Annotated in this window: 17 protein-coding genes; 7 read left to right on the top strand and 10 right to left on the bottom strand. The window is 68.8% G+C overall.

The window, feature by feature from the left end:
• The first annotated feature begins 29 nt into the window (after positions 1-29).
• Positions 30-1,433 carry a WS/DGAT/MGAT family O-acyltransferase gene (locus ASG12_RS20870; RefSeq protein WP_055793735.1) on the top strand — a complete coding sequence of 468 codons (1,404 nt, stop codon included), beginning with the start codon at positions 30-32 and terminating at the stop codon, positions 1,431-1,433.
• 1 nt (position 1,434) lies between these two features.
• Here ASG12_RS20870 and ASG12_RS20865 read toward each other — a convergent pair whose 3' ends face one another.
• Both ASG12_RS20865 and ASG12_RS20860 read right to left on the bottom strand, forming a co-directional pair.
• Entirely contained in the window at positions 1,435-3,033 is a 1,599-nt protein-coding gene (locus tag ASG12_RS20865) for a GMC family oxidoreductase (RefSeq protein ID WP_055793734.1), read from the bottom strand.
• Positions 3,034-3,043: 10 nt separating this feature from the next.
• Entirely contained in the window at positions 3,044-4,048 is a 1,005-nt protein-coding gene (locus tag ASG12_RS20860; RefSeq protein WP_327197969.1) for an alpha/beta fold hydrolase, read from the bottom strand.
• 155 nt (positions 4,049-4,203) lie between these two features.
• Here ASG12_RS20860 and ASG12_RS20855 point away from each other — a divergent pair, with 155 nt between their 5' ends.
• The 3 genes from ASG12_RS20855 to ASG12_RS20845 are packed head-to-tail and all read left to right on the top strand — an operon-like array spanning position 4,204 to position 6,390.
• Positions 4,204-5,358 carry a phosphatase PAP2 family protein gene (locus ASG12_RS20855; RefSeq protein ID WP_235457735.1) on the top strand — a complete coding sequence of 385 codons (1,155 nt, stop codon included), beginning with the start codon at positions 4,204-4,206 and terminating at the stop codon, positions 5,356-5,358.
• Positions 5,355-5,771 (top strand): hypothetical protein, encoded by a 417-nt coding sequence (locus ASG12_RS20850; RefSeq protein ID WP_055793732.1) that lies wholly within the window; start codon positions 5,355-5,357, stop codon positions 5,769-5,771. Before ASG12_RS20855 ends, ASG12_RS20850 begins: the two co-directional genes overlap by 4 nt.
• A gap of 52 nt (positions 5,772-5,823) precedes the next feature.
• The gene (locus ASG12_RS20845; RefSeq protein ID WP_055793730.1) at positions 5,824-6,390 is read left to right on the top strand and encodes a DUF305 domain-containing protein; all 567 of its coding nucleotides are present in this window, start codon (positions 5,824-5,826) and stop codon (positions 6,388-6,390) included.
• Positions 6,391-6,411: 21 nt separating this feature from the next.
• Here ASG12_RS20845 and ASG12_RS20840 read toward each other — a convergent pair whose 3' ends face one another.
• Positions 6,412-7,368, bottom strand: coding sequence for a hypothetical protein (locus ASG12_RS20840; protein WP_055793728.1), 957 nt, complete (start codon positions 7,366-7,368; stop codon positions 6,412-6,414).
• A gap of 139 nt (positions 7,369-7,507) precedes the next feature.
• On the opposite strand from ASG12_RS20840, the gene ASG12_RS20835 reads away from it, so the two are divergent.
• Positions 7,508-8,680, top strand: coding sequence for an ATP-grasp domain-containing protein (locus ASG12_RS20835; RefSeq protein WP_055793725.1), 1,173 nt, complete (start codon positions 7,508-7,510; stop codon positions 8,678-8,680).
• Between the two features lie 145 nt (positions 8,681-8,825).
• Here the strand turns inward: ASG12_RS20835 and ASG12_RS20830 are convergent, their stop codons facing one another.
• Genes ASG12_RS20830 through ASG12_RS20815 form a run of 4 tightly spaced genes read right to left on the bottom strand, consistent with a single transcriptional unit; the run spans position 8,826 to position 12,332 of the window.
• The gene (locus tag ASG12_RS20830) at positions 8,826-9,665 is read right to left on the bottom strand and encodes an alpha/beta fold hydrolase (RefSeq protein WP_055793723.1); all 840 of its coding nucleotides are present in this window, start codon (positions 9,663-9,665) and stop codon (positions 8,826-8,828) included.
• Positions 9,662-10,498, bottom strand: a complete 837-nt coding sequence (locus ASG12_RS20825) for an acyl-CoA thioesterase domain-containing protein (RefSeq protein ID WP_235457733.1) — start codon at positions 10,496-10,498, stop codon at positions 9,662-9,664. The genes ASG12_RS20830 and ASG12_RS20825 overlap by 4 nt, the downstream gene beginning before the upstream one ends.
• Complete coding sequence (locus ASG12_RS20820) at positions 10,495-11,784, bottom strand: MFS transporter (protein WP_082502205.1); 1,290 nt, start codon at positions 11,782-11,784, stop codon at positions 10,495-10,497. The genes ASG12_RS20825 and ASG12_RS20820 overlap by 4 nt, the downstream gene beginning before the upstream one ends.
• A gap of 35 nt (positions 11,785-11,819) precedes the next feature.
• Positions 11,820-12,332 (bottom strand): hypothetical protein, encoded by a 513-nt coding sequence (locus ASG12_RS20815; RefSeq protein ID WP_052688665.1) that lies wholly within the window; start codon positions 12,330-12,332, stop codon positions 11,820-11,822.
• 119 nt (positions 12,333-12,451) lie between these two features.
• On the opposite strand from ASG12_RS20815, the gene ASG12_RS20810 reads away from it, so the two are divergent.
• Positions 12,452-13,789: a YibE/F family protein gene (locus ASG12_RS20810; protein WP_055793982.1), complete on the top strand. Its 1,338-nt coding sequence runs from the start codon at positions 12,452-12,454 to the stop codon at positions 13,787-13,789.
• A 13-nt stretch (positions 13,790-13,802) separates the two neighbouring features.
• On the opposite strand, the gene ASG12_RS20805 is transcribed toward ASG12_RS20810, so the two are convergent.
• The 3 genes from ASG12_RS20805 to ASG12_RS20795 are packed head-to-tail and all read right to left on the bottom strand — an operon-like array spanning position 13,803 to position 15,861.
• Entirely contained in the window at positions 13,803-14,195 is a 393-nt protein-coding gene (locus ASG12_RS20805) for a PPOX class F420-dependent oxidoreductase (protein ID WP_055793722.1), read from the bottom strand.
• A gap of 9 nt (positions 14,196-14,204) precedes the next feature.
• On the bottom strand, positions 14,205-14,408 hold the full coding sequence (locus ASG12_RS20800) for a DUF2945 domain-containing protein (RefSeq protein WP_055793719.1): 204 nt from the start codon (positions 14,406-14,408) through the stop codon (positions 14,205-14,207).
• Positions 14,409-14,463: 55 nt separating this feature from the next.
• Entirely contained in the window at positions 14,464-15,861 is a 1,398-nt protein-coding gene (locus tag ASG12_RS20795) for a cation:dicarboxylate symporter family transporter (protein WP_055793717.1), read from the bottom strand.
• 135 nt (positions 15,862-15,996) lie between these two features.
• On the opposite strand from ASG12_RS20795, the gene ASG12_RS20790 reads away from it, so the two are divergent.
• Entirely contained in the window at positions 15,997-17,598 is a 1,602-nt protein-coding gene (locus ASG12_RS20790) for a sensor histidine kinase (protein ID WP_235457731.1), read from the top strand.
• The last annotated feature ends 74 nt before the right edge of the window (positions 17,599-17,672 follow it).

Raw genomic sequence — 17,672 nt, 5'->3', positions numbered from 1 at the left:
GCGGTGGCGGGCGAGAGGATGGTCGTGCGATGGAACGACTGAGTGGGTTGGATGCGTCGTTCCTCTATCTGGAGACGCGCTCGATGCTCATGCAGGTGGTCGGTCTGATCGAGATCGACCCCTCGACCGTCCCCGGCGGGTGGTCGTTCGACCGCATGCTGCGGGAGATGGACCGTCGCATCACCGCGATGCCGACCTTCCGCCGCAAGCTGCACGACTCCCTGTTCAACCTCGACCACCCGGTGTGGATCGAGGACCGCGCGTTCGACATCGAGCGGCACGTCCACCGGGTCGCCCTGCCGGACTCCGGCGGCGACACCGAACTCGCCGAGTTCTGCGCCCACATCGCCGGGGTCCCGCTCGATCGCAGCAAACCGCTGTGGGAGCTGTGGGTCATCGAGGGGCGTCCCCACGGGAACATCGCGATCATGTTGCGCATGCACCACGCGGGCGTCGACGGTGTCTCGGCCGCCGATCTCCTCGCGCAACTGTGTTCGCTGACCCCCGAGGACCCCGACCTCGACGAGGCGAAGGTGGGCACCTCGGCCGGCGGCGCGTCACTGCCGGCGCTGGTGGCCGACGGGCTGGTCAACTTCGCCGTCCGCCGCCCCATCTCGATCGCGCGGATGCTGCCCCAGACCGTGCGGGTCCCGTTCCAGTGGGCGAGTCGCTCCCGGTCGAACGAGGCCATGCCCACACCGTTCAGCGCGCCGCGCGTCGCGTTCAACGGCACCATCACACCGCACCGCTCGATCGGGTTCACCCAGATCTCGCTCGACGACATCAAGACGATCAAGAACCACTTCGACGTCACCATCAACGACGTGGTGATGGCCGTGGTCGCCGGTGGCCTGCGGAAGTATCTGTCCGACACCGACGACCTGCCCGACCGGCCGCTCATCGCCGCGGTCCCGGTGTCGACCCACGGCGAGGAGGACGACCGGCTCGTGGTGGCGGGGACCAACCAGGTGACCGCGATGATGATGACGCTGCCGACCGACGTCGACGACCCCGTCGCGCGGATCGAGGCCATGCGGGAGCTGTCCACGACGGCGAAGTCGCACCACAACGCGCTCGACGCATCACTGCTGCGGGGGTGGGCCCAGCTCATCCCGCCGATGACGATGGGCGCGTTGACGCGCCTGTACTCGAACTACCGTCTCGCCGACCGTCATCCGGCGGTGGTGAACGTCATCATCTCGAACGTGCCGGGCCCGTCGTTCCCGCTGTACTTCCTGGGGTCGCGGATCCGGGCGCTGTTCCCGCTCGGTCCCGTCGCCCACGGGATGGGGCTCAACGTCACCGTCATGTCGTGCGACGGTCAGATGAACTTCGGCGCCATCGCCTGCAAGGAACAGATGCCCGACGCGTGGCCGCTGATGCATGCGATGGAGAACGACGTGAAAGCGCTTCTCGCCGAATGCACGTCGTGACTCACGCCTGAGCGAGCAGCTCGGCGGCCTTCTCGCCGATCATGATCGCCGGGGCGTTGGTGTGCCCGCGGATGATCACCGGCATCACCGACGCGTCGGCGACCCGCAGTCCCTGCACACCACGCACCCGCAGGTCGGGGTCGACGACGGCGTCGTCGTCGGTGCCCATCCGACACGTGCCCACCGGGTGGTACAGCGTCTGGGTGTCGAGGTTGATCGCCGCGTCGACGAGTTCGCCGAGGGACGGGGTGCCGTCGAGAGCCGGTCGCAGGTAACGGTTCCCGACGACGTTCGACAGCGGCGCGGTCTCGAAGAGCTTCGCGCAGATCTCGACGCCGGCGGCCAGCGTCGCGCGATCGTGCCCGTCGGGATCGGTGAGATAGCGCGGGTCGATGATCGGTGCGGCGAGCGGATCGGCCGAGGCCAGACGGACCGTGCCGGCGCTGCGCGGTTGCAGCAGCACCGCCGCGATCGTGATGCCGTCCTCCTCGGGGGCGACGAGTCCCTGACCCAGGAACGGTGCGGGAACGAAGAGGATCTCGATGTCGGCGAGGCCGGAATCGTCGAGACCGGTCTGCAGGAAACCGTAGCTCTCGGCGACGTTCGAGGTGAGCATCCCCTTGCGGCGGGCGAGATAGTTGATCAGCGACTTCGGCTTCGTCGCCCGGTACAGAGTCGGTTCGTCGGTGGTGCGGGTGATGCCCGCGGCCAGGTGATCGAGCATCTTCGATCCGACGTCGGGTCGGTCGACGAGGACGTCGATGCCGTGACCGCGCAGGTGTTCGGCGTCACCGATTCCCGAATGCATCAGCAGGGCAGGGGAGTTGACCGCACCGCCGGACAGGATCACCTCGCGCTTCGCGGTGACCACGCGGGTGGTGCGGTCCTCCACGAACTCCACCCCGACCGCGCGGGTGCCCTCGAAGACCACGCGGGTGGCGTGGGCACCGGTGAGCACCGTGAGGTTGGGGCGCTTCATCGCCTCGCGCAGGTAGGCGTCGGCGGTGCTCTCCCGCGCCCCGCGGCGCTGGGTCACCACGGTCTCGGTGAACCCGTCGGGGGTGGCGACATTCGGCGGCGCCTGCTGATAGCCGAGCCGCGCGGCCGCGGCCATGCACAGGTCGTTGAGCGGACTCGGGCTGCGCTGGCGGGAGATCTCCATCGGTCCGCCGCGACCGTGGTCGGGGTCGGTCGACCACGGGGTGTTCTCGATGCGCCGGTACCACTTCACGGCCTCGGAGTACGACCACTGGTCGCCGGCGGCCGCGGCCCACGCCTCGTAATCGGCGGCGAAGCCGCGGACCCACATCATCGCGTTGAGCGAACTCGACCCTCCCAGTGTCTTGCCGCGCGGCCAGAAGATCTGGCGCTGTTTGAGTTCGGGCTGATCGGCGGTGAAGTAGTTCCAGTCCACCTCGGAGCCGAAGAGCTGCGCGAACGCGGCGGGGATGTGGATGAACTTGTCCTTGTCGGGGCCGCCGGCCTCGAGCAGGGTGACGTGGATGTCGGGGTTCTCGGTGAGGCGGGCGGCGATCACCGCCCCGGAGGACCCCGCCCCCACGATGACGTAGTCGCTGCCGGGCACCGCGGAGTCGTCCATGACGTCGATCCTATGGACGCGCGGTGTCCCGGGAGGTCGATTCCGGTGTCTGGGTGCAGACCCAGCCGCATGCCTCGACGAACACCGGGGTGAAGATGTCCGACTGCAGCACGCAACAGGCGTGTCCGGCAGCGACATCGAACCGCTGAGCGCCGGGGATGCCGTCGACGAGCAGTTGCTGGCGCGCGATCGGGATCACCCGATCTCGCGTGGTGACACACACCGCGGTCGGCACGTCGATCTCTCCGAGCCAGGGGCGCGAGTCGAACTGGCCGAGGGCGTAACCGATCTCGCCCATGTGTGACAACCGCGTCGATCGGACCTGGCGGAGTGCCCACGCGCCGTCGGACAGGCCGCGTTCGTCGAGTGCGTGCGGCCCCAGGCCGGGGACCGGTGTCGCGAAACGCTGGGCGGCGAACCGGGTGATCGCGTCGATGCGGGGACGCCCGGTGGTCGAGGAACCGAAATACGGTCCGGTCGAGGCGAGTACGAGCCCCGACACCCGATCTCGGTGACGCCGCCACGTCAGCTGGGCGGTGCCGCCGCCCATCGAGAACCCCGCCGCGACGAACCGATCGATCCCCAGGGCGTCGGCGAGGGCGACGACGTCGTCGGCGCAGTCGTCGAGTGTGAAGCGGGGCGAGCGGATCCCCCGACCGTGCCAGCGCTGATCCATCGTGATGACACGGAAGTCCGCGCGCAGGTCGTCGATCACCGAGTACCACGACAACAGGCCGGTCGTGACGACCGCGTGCAACAGGATGATCGGCGGTTTCGCGGCCTCGGCCGCGTCGATCCCACCCGCATCCGGGCCCGATGCGATGCGCGCCGAGTCGGTGACATAGGTGGCGCCCCGGTCACCGAGCTGCACCATCGTGCCGGTCGGCACGTCGGTGGTGGGGTGGGTACGGAAGAAGCGGCTCGCCCCGCCGGCGAGGCGGTCCACGATCGTCACCGCCATCAGATGCCCGGTTCCCGTCGATGGCTCATCGATCCGATGGTAGCGATCGGCCACGCGACGGGCGGCACCGTGCGCATCACGCCACGGATGACGGCGAGTGAGCACGAAGATGAATTTTCGCCGCGTCGAGGTGACGGGGCGACCAAACTCAGACAAACTGAGGTTTCCGGTCGATGAACGCCCGGCGAACTGCGGCGGAGGGTGACCGGTTGACGATTTCCGAGGCGGGCCGCGCAGAACAGTCCGAGCCGCCCCGGCCCCCGTCGGCCGACACCACCACCCCGCCCGATACCGCGGCGCCGACCACCTCTGGGCTCGACGACACACGCACGCCGTCCCGATTCCGCGATCTGCGCTTCTACCGGTGGACGGCGATCGCGGTGTGGTTCGCGGTCATGGTGTGGCAGTTCACCGAACAGGGCCTGGCGTTCGACCGCACCCGGCTGATCCTCTGGATGTGCCTGGGTCTGGCCGCGGCGAGCATCGGCCGTCGCCGCGTCATCACCGTCATCATCGACTGGTTGCCGTTCGCCGGCGTGCTCCTGCTCTACGACCTCACGCGCAACGTCGCACAGTGGATGGGGATGCCGACGCACTGGCACCTCGCGCCCGATGCCGACCACTTCCTGTTCGGCGTGAACCCCACCGTGTGGTTGCAGTCGCACATCAAGGACGCGTCGCCGCCGTGGTGGGAGGTGATCACCAGCATCGTCTACGTCTCGTACTTCGTGGTGCCCTACGTGGTCGCCGGGGTGCTGTGGCTGCGTGATCGCACCGCGTGGCGTCGGTACGCGGTCGCGTTCGTCGCCACCACGTTCCTCGCGCTGGTCGGCTACACGCTCGTGCCCGGTGCCCCGCCGTGGGCCGCGGCGCGCTGCACGGCTGAGCAGGTCGTCGACAGCCCGCGGGATCCGCCGTGCATGTACTCCGAGATCCCGCCCGCCTCCGGGGGACTCCTGGGCCCGGTGTCGCCGTCGGATCCGGGTGCGGCGCCCTACGTGGAGCGGATCTCCGCCCGCGGTTGGGACGTCCTCAACGTGCGGGCCGCGTCGACGTTGCTCACCGTCGGGCAGTCGAAGGCGAACCTCGTCGCCGCGATCCCGTCGCTGCACGCCGGACTGACGATGCTGTTGGCCCTGTTCATGTGGCCGCGGGTGCGCGCGCTCGGCCGATCTTTCTTCGTCGGGTACGCGCTGGTGATGGCGTTCACGCTCGTCTACACCGGTGAGCACTACGTCTTCGACATCCTGCTCGGCTGGGGTCTCGCCGCCGGCGTCATCGGCGCCCAACGCCTCTGGATCCGCAGGCGGTCCGGTCGCGAGACAACCCCGACATACGCCCCGGGGGTATCCTCGACACCGTGAGTCGCGTCCGAGGGATCCCGCGCCGTCGCATCGTCGCGGCCGCCCTCGGTCTCGCACTCGCCGTCGCGGTGATGCACATCTTCGTGCTCTGCGGCGGCGCACACGGCGACCGGCACACCGCAGCCGGATCGGCGGTGTCTGCGATGAGCGGGCATCACGCCGTCATGACGCCGTCGACCGACCGCACCGAACGTGTCGGCGCCTCGACACTCGACTGCACCGGTCACGACCACGGGTGTGTGTTCCTGCGCGGCGAGGTCATCGCCCTCGTCGTGATCCTCGGGGCCGTCACCCTGATCGCGCCGCTCGCGCGTCTGTCGGGTGTGTGGATCCGACGCCGGCCGTCGGTGCTGGGCCGCGCACCGCCCTGGGCCATCCCCGACCATCTCGAACTCTCGGTGATCGTCCGCTGACACGACCGCGCCCCGCCCGGTCCGATCCAGCACACACCAGGAGTACACACACATGTCCCACAACAGAATTCGTCGCGCCGTCGCCACGGTCGCGGCGCTGGCCGCCGTCGCCGTCACCGGCGTGGCCTGTGCCTCCGACGATCCGGTGTCGCACAACGCGGCCGACGTCACCTTCTCGACCGAGATGATCCCGCACCACCGACAGGCGGTCGAGATGGCCCAGATGGTGCCCGGTCGCAGCACCGATCCCGAGGTGGTGGGCCTCGCTCGGGAGATCGCCGCCGCCCAGCAACCCGAGATCGATCAGCTCAGCACCCGCCTGCGCTCGTGGGGCGAGCCGGTGCCCACCGGGACCGGCCACTCCATGCCCATGTCCGGGGACATGTCGATGAGCGGGATGATGAGCGACGCCGACATGTCGGAGCTGCGGTCGTTGTCGGGGCGGGCGTTCGACCAGCGGTGGCTGACGATGATGATCGACCACCACTCCGGCGCGATCACGATGGCGCGCACCGAGGTCGACAAGGGACTCGACGCCGACTCGATCGCGTTGGCGCGCAGCATCATCGGCAGTCAGCAGGCGGAACTGAACCGCATGCGCGCGATGCTCGCCGACTGAGGGGGCCCGGCAGCGGTGTGGTCAGCTCGCCTCGAGCTGATCTGATCCCTGCCGGCGACGGCGCCATCCACCCTCGGTGGGTGGCGCCTCGCCGAAGTGGTCGGCCTCGGCCGAGCCGTAGTACGCCACGGCGATGGCGCCGATCACCGCACCGATGAAGCCGACGATGGCGAGCCAGCCGAGGCCCGGTTCGGCCTTGTCGCCGAGGAAGAGCACCCCGATGATGCCCGGGATCGCGGTCTCACCGACGACGAGCACCGCGGTGACGCCGTTGACCGCGCCGAGCTGCAACGCGACGGTCTGCACGTAGAAGCCGACGGCGCCGGCGATGGCGATGGTCCACGCGGCCGGGTCAGTGATGAGCTCGACAGGATCGAACGAATCGATGCCGCGGAGGATGCGCACCGCGATGGCGATGACGCCGAACAGCACTCCCGCGGCCGCGCCGCCGAAGATCGCCGCGCGGGGACCGAGGCGGTACATCGCGTAGACGGCGGCGACCGCGATCACGACGGTCGCGCCGAACAGACCCCAGTGGAAGGCGAAGCTGTCGGCACCCTCGGTCTTGTGTCGCGTGGACGCGACGCCGAGCATGCACAGCGACGCGATGACCGCGCAGATCGCGATCCAGTCGCGGGTGTGGAGGCGGATGCCGAGGACCGCTGTACCGAGCAGTGCGGTGACGATGAGGTTGGCCGAGACGATGGTCTGCGACAGGAACAGGGGGAGCAGACGGGCCGCGATGGCACCGCCGCCGAAGCCGAGGACGACCAGCGCCGTGCCGACGAGGAAGGCCGGATCACGCAGGGTCGCCGCGGTCGAGGCGACCGAGGGACCGCCGGCGGAGTTGACCGCGGGATCGCCGCCGGCGTCACGGGCGGCGACCGCGGCGCGACGGGCGCCGAGTGCTCGCAGCACCGACGACAACCCGTATCCGACCGCGGCGAGCGACGCGAAGACGATGCCGATCACGAACATCGCAGCCTCCTCCACGCGCGCTATGGTGATTGTGAAATAGGCCCTCACCAGGACTTTTCCGGTCGATTTCCAACCGTTGGCTAAGCTACCATGTTCGATGTTCTGTCCTATATCTGCGGTGCAGAGTTAACGGGGTCCCATGTCTCGCCCAGGGTCCAAGCGCGTGCTCATCACGTTTGGTCGTTCCTTCCTCACGCTCGACCTCGCGCGCCTGATGGCCGCCGGAGGCCACGAGGTGACCATCGTCGACAGCATCTCCCTGCCCGTGAGCCGCTTCTCCAACGCGATCTCGGCCTTCGAGAAGGTGCCGTCGCCCACGTTCGAGCCGCGTGCCTACTGCCGCGAGCTGGCCCGCATCGTGACCGAACGCGAGATCGACCTGCTGATCCCGGTGCACGAGGAAACCGACATCATCGCGATGTTGCGTGCCGATTTCCCCGACACCTGCGAGCTGTTCCTCTCCGATTTCGAGGTCGAGAACAACCTGCACAACAAATACGAGTTCCAGCGGGTGCTCGCCGAGCGCGGTGTCCCGACGCTGAAGTTCGCACAGGTGCGGACACAAGCGGATCTCGACGCCCTCGATTTTGACACCCCGTTCGCGCTCAAGGAGTGCTACTCGCGGGGATCGCAGAAGGTCTACAAGGTCACCCCGGGCGACCTGCCCACCGACATCGAGTTCTCGCCCACCAACCCCTGGATAGCGCAGGAGTGGATGAAGGGCACGCCGTACTGCTCGTACTCGGTGTGTCGTGACGGAGAGGTGTTGGCGCACACCGTGTACCCGGTCGGCTACGCGATCGACGGACGCTCCTGCATCGCCTTCGACGCGATCGAGCACGCGGGCATCCTCGACTGGATCACCTCGTTCGTGAAACAGATGAACTTCACCGGACAGGTCGGCTTCGACTTCATCGAAGACGACGAGGGCACGCTGTTCACCATCGAGTGCAACCCGCGTGGCACCAGCGGCATCATGCTGTTCGAGCCGCACAACCGCGTCGACCGGGCGTTCACCGGCCAGACGACCGAGATGATCACCCCGGACCCGGGCACCCGCAAGATGATCGGCTTCGGGATGGGGCTCTACGGCTGGAAGAAGTCGGCACTGAAGGGCAACACGTTCCGCGGGTTCCTGCGCGACTTCCGCGCCTACGACGACGTGATCACCAACCGCCACGACCGGTTGCCCGCGTTCATGATGCCGATCGCCTACCTCGACATCGCCCGCATGTGTCTCAAGTACCGCGTCGGCCTCGCCGAGGCGTTCATGCACGACCACGAGTGGGACGGCGTCCCGATCGAGCCGTGAGTTGGCCAGGGCGCAGCCTCACCTACGGGTCGCCTCCCGCCCGCAGTTGCCGTGTTCGCACGGTCGCTCATCGTTCGCATGCCGCCGGCAGCATGCGAACGATGAGTGGGCGTGCGAGCGGTGCGTGAACGTGCGAAAAGCCGGCTCAGGCGGGGCGGTGCGCGGTGCAGAACGCGACGATGCGCGCGACGGTGTCGGTCTGACCGGTGAACAGCCCGCCGTGCGCGACGCCGTCGATCTGGGTGAACTCCGCGTTCGGCATCTGTCCCGCCGCGGCACGACACCCCTGCGGGGGGAAGAACAGGTCGTGTTCGAAGGCGAGCACCAGGGCCGGTAGATCGAAGGCCGCGAGGTGTTCAGGCAATGGCTCGTTCGCGGTGATCCACGAATACGACGCCTGCAGTTGACCTCTCATGCCTTCCGCGCTCGTCCACACCTCACCCGAGGCGCCCAGCACCTGTTCCCAGCCCACCACCGAGGCCGGATCCTGGAGCAGCGACGGTTGCAGCGTCGTCATCAACTGCTCGAAGAGCATGACGTCGGCGGGGATCTCGCCGTACTTCTCGAGCAACCCCAGTTCCATGCGGCCGACGAGTTCGCCGATCGGCGAGGGCTGCAGGCCCGCGAGCAGCACCGCGGCCCGCACCATGCCCGGCTGTCGGCGCACCAGCGCCTGCGTGGTGTAGCAGCCCATCGAATAGGCGACGACGAGCACCTGCTCGAGTCCCAGTGTCTGCACCAGACATTGGGCGTCGAACGCCAGGTCGTCGACGGCATACGGCGGCTCGGGCGCCGATGACGGCGCGACCCCGCGGGCGCAGTAGGCGATGGTCTCGAATCCCGCGGACGTCAGCGCTTCGACGACGCCGGTGTACTCCCACACCTGTGCGGGTTGGCCCAGACCGCCGACCAGCAGCACCGCCGGACCCTCGCCGGTCCGCGTGACCTCGAGGGAGACGCCGTTGCCCACATCCACGAGAGTCATTGCGAGACCTCGGTGCGCAGGTCCGACGCGCCGCTGAAGTCGATCTGCGCGGCGGCGTTGGAGACGGCGGTGACCATGCCGGTCCCGATCGGTCCGCGGGTGTCGAACAGGGTGGCGGTGCCGACCGACAGGCCGGCGTCGGTGATGTGGGTGTCGGCCTGCAGGCCGATGTACTGACCGACCGGCAGACGTGAGATCGCCACCGTCAGATCGCAGTTGATGTAACCGATGCCCTTCGATCCCCAGTTGGTCACCAGGCTCGTCGCCTCGGCAGCCATCACGGTGGTGACGAACGGCGTGTTCTCGACCCCGTCGACCACGGGGATCATCGTGGCCCACAACCGTTTGCGGCCCGCGTTCTGATGTTCGCTCATCACCGGCGTCCACCCCATGTCGTCGCTGCCGTACCAGCGGAAGCGGCTGTCGTCGGTCGGTGGGTCGAAGGGGTGCTCGGAGTGCCACTCCTCGCCCGGCGGCTCCTGCGACGGCCGCAGCGCGACGAGGGTGGCGTGAGCGACAACGGTGTCGCCCTGGGACAGTTCGACCTCCGACACCCGGATCCGGTGTCCCGATCGCACCAACCGCGTACGTGCGACGAGGGGTTCGCCACGGGCGGCCTTGAACAGGTCGATGGTGATGCGGGCCGGCACGAGCTCGGGTGAACCGTGCTCGGCCTCCACCGCATGGGCGGCCGCGGCGCACACCGCGGGCCCGTTGAGCATGTCCGGACCCCATCGACCGAAGGCGTACTTCGACGGCACGTATCGACCCTCGTCGTCGAGGGTGAACATGAAGTACCTGCGGTCCGGGGCCTTCGGGGTCGGAGAGGTCATTTGGTCACCTTGTCTGCTGTCGTGATCTCGCGGGTGCGGTACTCGGTGGCGACGACCGCGAGCGAGACGATCGCGAGCAGGACGCCGAGTCCGAACAGCACCGGGTAGGTCAGGGCGGGAACGGCCTGATGGACCAGGGCCAGCACCACCGGCGCCGCGAAGCCGAGGTAGGTCAGCGAATAGAAGACGGCGGTGAGGCCGGCGAGGTCCTTCGGTCCGGCGATGCGCCCGACCTCGGCCAGCCCAGCGACGAGTGCCATGCCGTACCCGCCGCCGAGCACCGCGCCGGCGACGAGGGCGACCCACGGGTTCAGCGTGCTCGAGGCCCAGGCACCCATGCCCATGCCGACCGCGAGGAATCCGATCGCCACCACCGAACCACGGGCCGAATCGGGTCGGTCGATGCGCCGCGCCACCGACTGGATGGCGAATCCCGACGCCAACGTCACCAACGTGATGAGCGCCGCGTAGGCGATGTCGAGGCCACCGACCTCGTCGGCGAGCAGCGTCGGCAACACCGCGTAGGCGGCCGCGGCCGACCCGAACACCCACGGCGCGACGGGCACGACGACCCGCAGGAAACGTCGGTGACCGATGGCCGGGATGCGCAGATCGTCGCGCAGGCGTCCCGGTGCCCCGGCCCGCGCCACGGTCTCCGGGGCGCGGACCACCCAGGCGGTCGCGACCACGCACAGCGCCACGTTCACGAGGTAGGGCAGCGTCGCGGGCAGAGGCGCCCACTGGGCCAGCACGCCGGCCATCGCGGCGCCGATGCCGAGCCCCGCGGTGAGGCTCATCGCCGAGCGGCGGGCCCCGCGACTACCCGAGGCGTCGGTCTCGAACGGGGGTGACGAGAGCTCCTTGATCCAGCTGCTGCCCACGGCCATCGCCAACCCCAGTGCGATCCCGCTGCCGATGCGTCCGATCACCAGCAGGGCCACGTGGTCGGCGCCGAGCCCGAGGATGATCGACCCGATCGCGGCCACCGCCGGGGCCGGGCGCATCAACCGCGCACGTCCGAACCGATCCGACAGCGGGCCGCCGATGAGCAGTGCGGGCACGATGCCGAGCACGTAGGCGAACAGCAGCGCGTCGACCACCGGGCCGGACAGTCCGTGGTCGCTCTTGTACATCACCAGCAGCGGGGTGAACTCGTTCCCGCCCCACGCGATCGCGAACATCGCCGCCGCGACACCCCACCACCGGCCGGTCACACCACGGGCGGCCGAGGGGTCGGCGACGGTCACCTGCGGCGAGGCGGCGGGGGTGTCGGACATGTCGTTCATCGAACCACCCCGCCACCCGGGGCCGTCGCACCCGGTCAGGCCAGTGGTGAGACCAGACTCATCGACGACGCGACGCCCAGGGCGACGGCTGCGGCGGCGAGGTCGACACGGTTGCGCAGGGTGTCGAAGCAGAGGTCCTGGCGCTGTGTCACCGCGGCCCCCAGCAGGGTCAGGGCCTGCTCGCGATCGCCGAGGGTCCACAGGGCGTCGGCGGTGGTCAGGTACAGCTCGGCGGCCGGGTCGGCCTTGTCGAGGTGGACCAGCGCCCAGGCGTAGAACTTCGCGGCGTCGACGGTGTCGCAGTCGCCGGGGCCGTGCGTGCGTCGGTACTTGCCGTACAGCTCGCGGCACAGTGGTTCGGAATCCGACCATCGCTGCAGGTGACACATGCAGCGGACGGCGTCGTGCAGGTTTGCGAGGTAGTGCACCGAGTACGGACCGTCGCGGCGCGACCGCATCTCGCGGAGCACGCTGAACTCGGCGAGGGCACGCGTGTAGTCGCCGGCCGCCAGTGCGGCGGTCGCCTCCTCCTGCAACTCGTCGATCACCCGATCATGATGACCCACGCCACGGCGGCGACACCGGCGTTTGGCCGCATACAGTTGCGGCCGTGAACCAGCCGCAACCGCACACCCACACGCATTCCCCGGCCGCGATCGCGGTGCAGATGCGTCCGATGGCGGCCCGCATCGTCGTCGGGGTGCTCGTCGCCGTCGCGGTGGCCGTCGCGATCGGGGCCGTGGTGCTGTGGCCGTCGCAGCGGCAGCACCAGGTCCCGATCCAGTTCCAGTCGGCCGCGGCGAACGGCCAGCTCGAGACCGCGACCGGCACCGTGATCGCGCAGGCGCGTGCGCAGTGCCTCAACCGCGCGTCGGGGTCGGTGTTCGGCGGTGCCGCCGACGTCACCCCCGTCGCCGACGGCCCCTGCATCGAGAGCACCGTCGCGATCACCTCCGGTAAGGACGCCGACGCCAACACGCTCATCGAGGTACCGACGAACCGGGCGCAGTCGGGCACCGCGCCGGGTGCGGTCACCCAGAACCTGTCCGCCGACCAGCTCAGCCGACCCCAGCCGGGACAGCCCGACCTCAAGGTCGGCGACAAGATCCGGCTCGCCGTGGCGCCGGGCAACAACGGGGCGACGACCTACGGGTTCTACGACTACAGCCGAGGTACGTCGACGATCGTGTGGGCGTTGCTGTTCGTCGTGGCGATCGTGCTGGTCGCGTCGTGGCGCGGCCTGCGATCGGTGATCGGGTTGGTGGTCGCGTTCGCGGTGCTGCTCGGCTTCACGCTCCCGGCGATCCTCGACGGGAAATCGCCGGTGGCCGTGGCCATCACGTCGTCGGCGGCGATCCTGCTGGTGGTCATCTATCTCGCGCACGGGGTGAGTCTGCGCACCAGCGCCGCGCTGTTGGGGACACTGTCGTCGTTGGCGGTGGCCGCGGTGTTGTCGTACGTGTCGATCCACACGATGAACATCACGGGTCTGTCCGGCGAGCAGACCACGAACCTGCAGGTGTACCAGAACGGCATCTCCACCCAGGGGATCCTGTTGGCGGGCTTCATCATCGGCGCGTTGGGCGTGCTCAACGACGTCACCATCACCCAGGCGTCGGCGGTGTTCGAACTCGCGGCGGGCGGCCGCAGCCGACGGGCCACGTTCGCCGCGGCCATGCGTGTGGGCCGCGACCACATCGCCAGCACCGTCTACACGCTCGTGTTCGCCTACGCGGGCAGTGCACTGCCGCTGCTGTTGCTGTTCTCCGTGGCCGGGCAGTCGTTCTCGAACCTCGTCACCACCGACACCGTCGCCGTCGAGCTGGGGCGGTCGTTTGTCGGTGGTATCGCGATCGCGTTGTCGGTGCCGCTCACCACGGCCATCGCCGTCGCGCTCGTGCACCGACACGAACGGCCCGACAACGTCCGCACCGGCGAACCGCATGTCCCGATCCATCCCGGTCACCGCGACGAGAAGCCGGGCAGGCACTCGCGGAGCGACTGATCCGTCCGGGCCGTCAGTTCGCGGTGACCGCGATCCCGATGGTCGAGCTCTTGCCCTTGAACAGGCTGCTGGCGGTGGTGGCGAAGCGACCGACCAGTCCGTACTTGCGGTTGATCGCGTCGCGGGTGCGCGCGGTGCCGGCCTCGTCGAGGACGCGGGCGGTGGCCTCCATGGTGGGGCCGACGTTCTTGCCGGCGCGGTCGCAGGTCGCGAGCAGGACCCGTGGGGTGTTGCGGATCCGCTTGACCTTCCACGACGACGCCTGCGTCCACATCAGCAGCTCACCCTGATCGAGCGCGGCCCAGATCGGCAACGGCTTGGCGTCGCCGGCCTTGGTGAACGTGGTGAGTTGGACGTACTTGGCGGTGCCGATGTCGCCGAACGGGTTCGCGCCGCCGCTGCTCATCACCGGTACCTACTTCTTCTCGAGCGTGGACTCTTTGTGCGCGGCCTTCGCGCCGCTCTTGTCCGACTCGACGATCCAGTAGGGCTCGTCGTCACTGGCCTTGAACTTCTGGCCGTCGAACTCGAATTCCTTCGTGCGCTTCTCGACGGCTTTCCCATGGGTCGGGCCCTGCGGGGTGTTCCAGGAAACCGCGTCGCCCTTGCTGATCGACATGGTCTCGAGGTTACCCGCAGGGCCCGTGGAGGAACCGTGCGTTGGTCCGCTGACGTCAGGCGGGAGCCTTCGTGATCGACACCGCCTCGGTCTTCTCGAAGTCGTGTGAGTCGACCATGTTCAGTTCGTCGAAGGGATCGTTGCCGTCGAGCACCGACTTCACCTTGGCGTTGTCGATCGTCTTGGTCCAGGTGCCGACCAGCAGCGTGGCGACGGCATTGCCGGAGAAGTTGGTGACCGCGCGGGCCTCCGACATGAACCGGTCGATGCCGACGATGAGTCCCAGTCCGTCGAGCAGCTCGGGGCGGTGGCTCTGCAGGCCGCCGGCGAGCGTGGCCAGTCCGGCGCCGGAGACGCCGGCCGCACCCTTCGAGGCGATGATCATGAACACCAGCAGGCTGATCTGCTCGCCCAGGCTCAACGGGTTGCCCATCGCCTCGGCGACGAACAGCGACGCCATCGTCAAATAGATCGCGGTGCCGTCGAGGTTGAACGAGTAGCCGGTCGGGACGACCACACCGACGGTCGACTTCTGCACCCCGAGGTGCTCCATCTTCGCGATCAGTCGCGGCAGGGCCGACTCCGACGACGAGGTGGCCACGATCAGCAGGTACTCCCGCGCCAGGTAGCGGACCAGCTTGAAGATCGAGACGCCCGCGATGAAACGCAGCATCGTGCCGAGGATGCCGAACACGAACACCAGGCAGGTCAGGTAGAAGGCCACCATCAGCATCAGCAGGTGGGTCACCGCACTCCAGCCGGTCTGACCGACCACGTTGGCGATCGCGCCGAACGCGCCGATCGGGGCGAGCCACAGCACCATCGAGAGCACCTTGAAGATGACCTTCTGGATGCTGGCGACACCGCGCAACACCGGCTCACCCTGGGTGCCGAGGGCCTGGATGGCGAAGCCGACGAGCAGGGCGACGAAGAGCGTCTGCAGCACGCTGCCCGCGGTCAGCGACGACACGAGGGTGTCGGGGATGATGCCCTGGATGAAGTCGAGGGTGCCGCCGGACTCATGCGCCTTCTCGGCGAGATCGGCGCCCTTGCCCGCGACCTCGGGGGTGATGTTCAGTCCGTTGCCGGGCTGGATCAGGTTGCCGACCACCAGGCCGATACCGAGTGCCGCGGTGGACATCCCGAGGAAATAGGTGAAGGCGAGCCCGCCGACCTTGCCGACGGTCGCGGCCTTGCGGACCGAGCCGATGCCCAACACGATCGTGCAGAAGATGACCGGCGAGATCATCATCTTGATGAGGTCGATGAACATCGTGCCGAGCACGCCGAGTTCCTTGCCGAAGCTCGGGGCCGCGATGCCGACCGCGACACCGGCGACGACGGCCACGATGACCGCGATGTAGAGCCAGTGCGTGCGATCGCGCTTGGGCTTCGTCGCGGTGTCCGCCGGCGGATCGGGGATCGTCGGGGGTCGGTCGTCGGTCGTGGTCATGGGATCCTCCAGGTGGTGATGTCCTCCGGTGGCGCCGGAAGGGGTCTGTGAGGATCATGGACCGTCGATGTGACTGGCGTCACGATTAGTTTCATTACGTTCAGGGCGGAAGGCGGGGTGGCGGTGAGACGGCTGGTGCCCCGCACGCTCGCCGGGCAGGCGTTCCTCCTGCAGGTCGTCGCGATCCTGGTGCTCGTCATCGTCGCGGGGTCGTTGGCCGCCTACGACGCCCGCCGTGACTCCGAACGGTCGGCCCGCGACCAGGTCGTGGCCATCGCCGTCGCCCTCGCCGACTCGTCCTCGACGGCCGAGGCCATCACCTCCGGCTCGGCCACCGCGCGTCTGCAACCAGTCACCGAGGCGGTGCGCGCCGACACCGACATCGCGTTCATCACCATCATGGCTCCCGACCGGACCCGCTTCACCCACACCGATCCGGCACGTATCGGTGGGAAGTTCGTCGGCACCATCGGTCCCGCGCTGGCGGGCCGGGTGTTCACCGAGACCTACACCGGCACACTCGGACCTTCCATCCGAGCGGTCGCCCCGGTCCGCGCGTCCGACGGGCGGATCGTCGGGTTGGTGTCGGCGGGCATCACGCTGTCCGGGCTCGCCGACCGCTGGCTCGGGCAGTTGCCGATGATCGCGGTCGTCACCGTGATCGCGTTGCTGCTGTCGGTGGCCGGCACCTGGGCGGTACGCCGACGCCTGCTCCGCCAGACCCGTGGCCTGAGGCCCGAGGAGTTGCGCGTGATGTACGAGCACCACGACGCCGTGCTGCACGCGGTCCGGGAGGGACTGATCGTCATCGACGACGGACGGGTCGCGCTCGTCAACGACGAGGCCCGCCGCCTCCTCGATCTCGGCGACGGCCCGGTCGCACTCGAGCGCCTCCCCGAATTCGCCGGTAACGCAGAGGAATTACGCGACGTGCTGTACCTCGCGGGAGATCGTGTGCTGGTGGTGAACCGCTCCGGGGTGAGCGGGTCCGACGATCGCGACGGCCAGGGTGCGGCGGCCGCGACGAGTGCGGTGATCACCCTGCGGGATCGCACCGAACTGCAGGGCGCGATGGGTGAGCTCGACTCGATGCGGTCGTTCGCCGAGTCGCTGCGCAGCCAGGCGCACGAGTCGGCGAACCGCCTGCACACCGTGGTCGGACTCGTCGAGATGGGCCGCGGCGACGAGGCGGTGCGATTCGCGACCACCGAACTCGAACTGTCCCAACACCTCGTCGACCGGTTGACCGCCGCGGTCGGCGAACCCGCGCTCGTCGCCCTGCTGCTCGGCAAGAGCGCGCAGGCGAACGAACGCGGGATCGAGCTCACCGTGACCGATGAGACAAACCTGTCTCCGACAGGGGATTCTCTGCTCGACACCGACTCGGTGCTCAGCAGCACCGAACTGGTCACGGTCGTGGGCAATCTGATCGACAATGCACTCGATGCCTGTGATCGCGACGACCCGTGGGTGGAGGTGACCGTGCACGAGGACTCCTCGGGTCTGTTGATCCGCGTCGCCGACAGCGGGCCGGGCATGGACGCCGAGGAGTTCGCCCGTGCGCGCCGCCGCGGGTACTCCACCAAGACCGCCGTCGAGGGCGCGCTCGACCCCGGACGCGGTCTGGGGCTGGCGCTGGTGTCGCAGACGGTGGAGCGCCACGGCGGCACGATCACCGCAGAGGTCACCTACGGCTCGGTCGTCATCGTGACGGTTCCCCGCACGGCGGGATCGTGAGGCGGTGTCCCCGTGACGACGTCCCCGACCGCCGCCATGATCCCGTGCCGGAGGCGCGCCCTATGATCCCGTGC

Source organism: Williamsia sp. Leaf354 (genome assembly GCF_001424365.1).
GTDB lineage: Bacteria > Actinomycetota > Actinomycetes > Mycobacteriales > Mycobacteriaceae > Williamsia_A.
The sequence above is the reverse complement of the archived record's forward strand: the minus strand, read 5'-3'. Positions and strand labels throughout refer to the sequence as shown.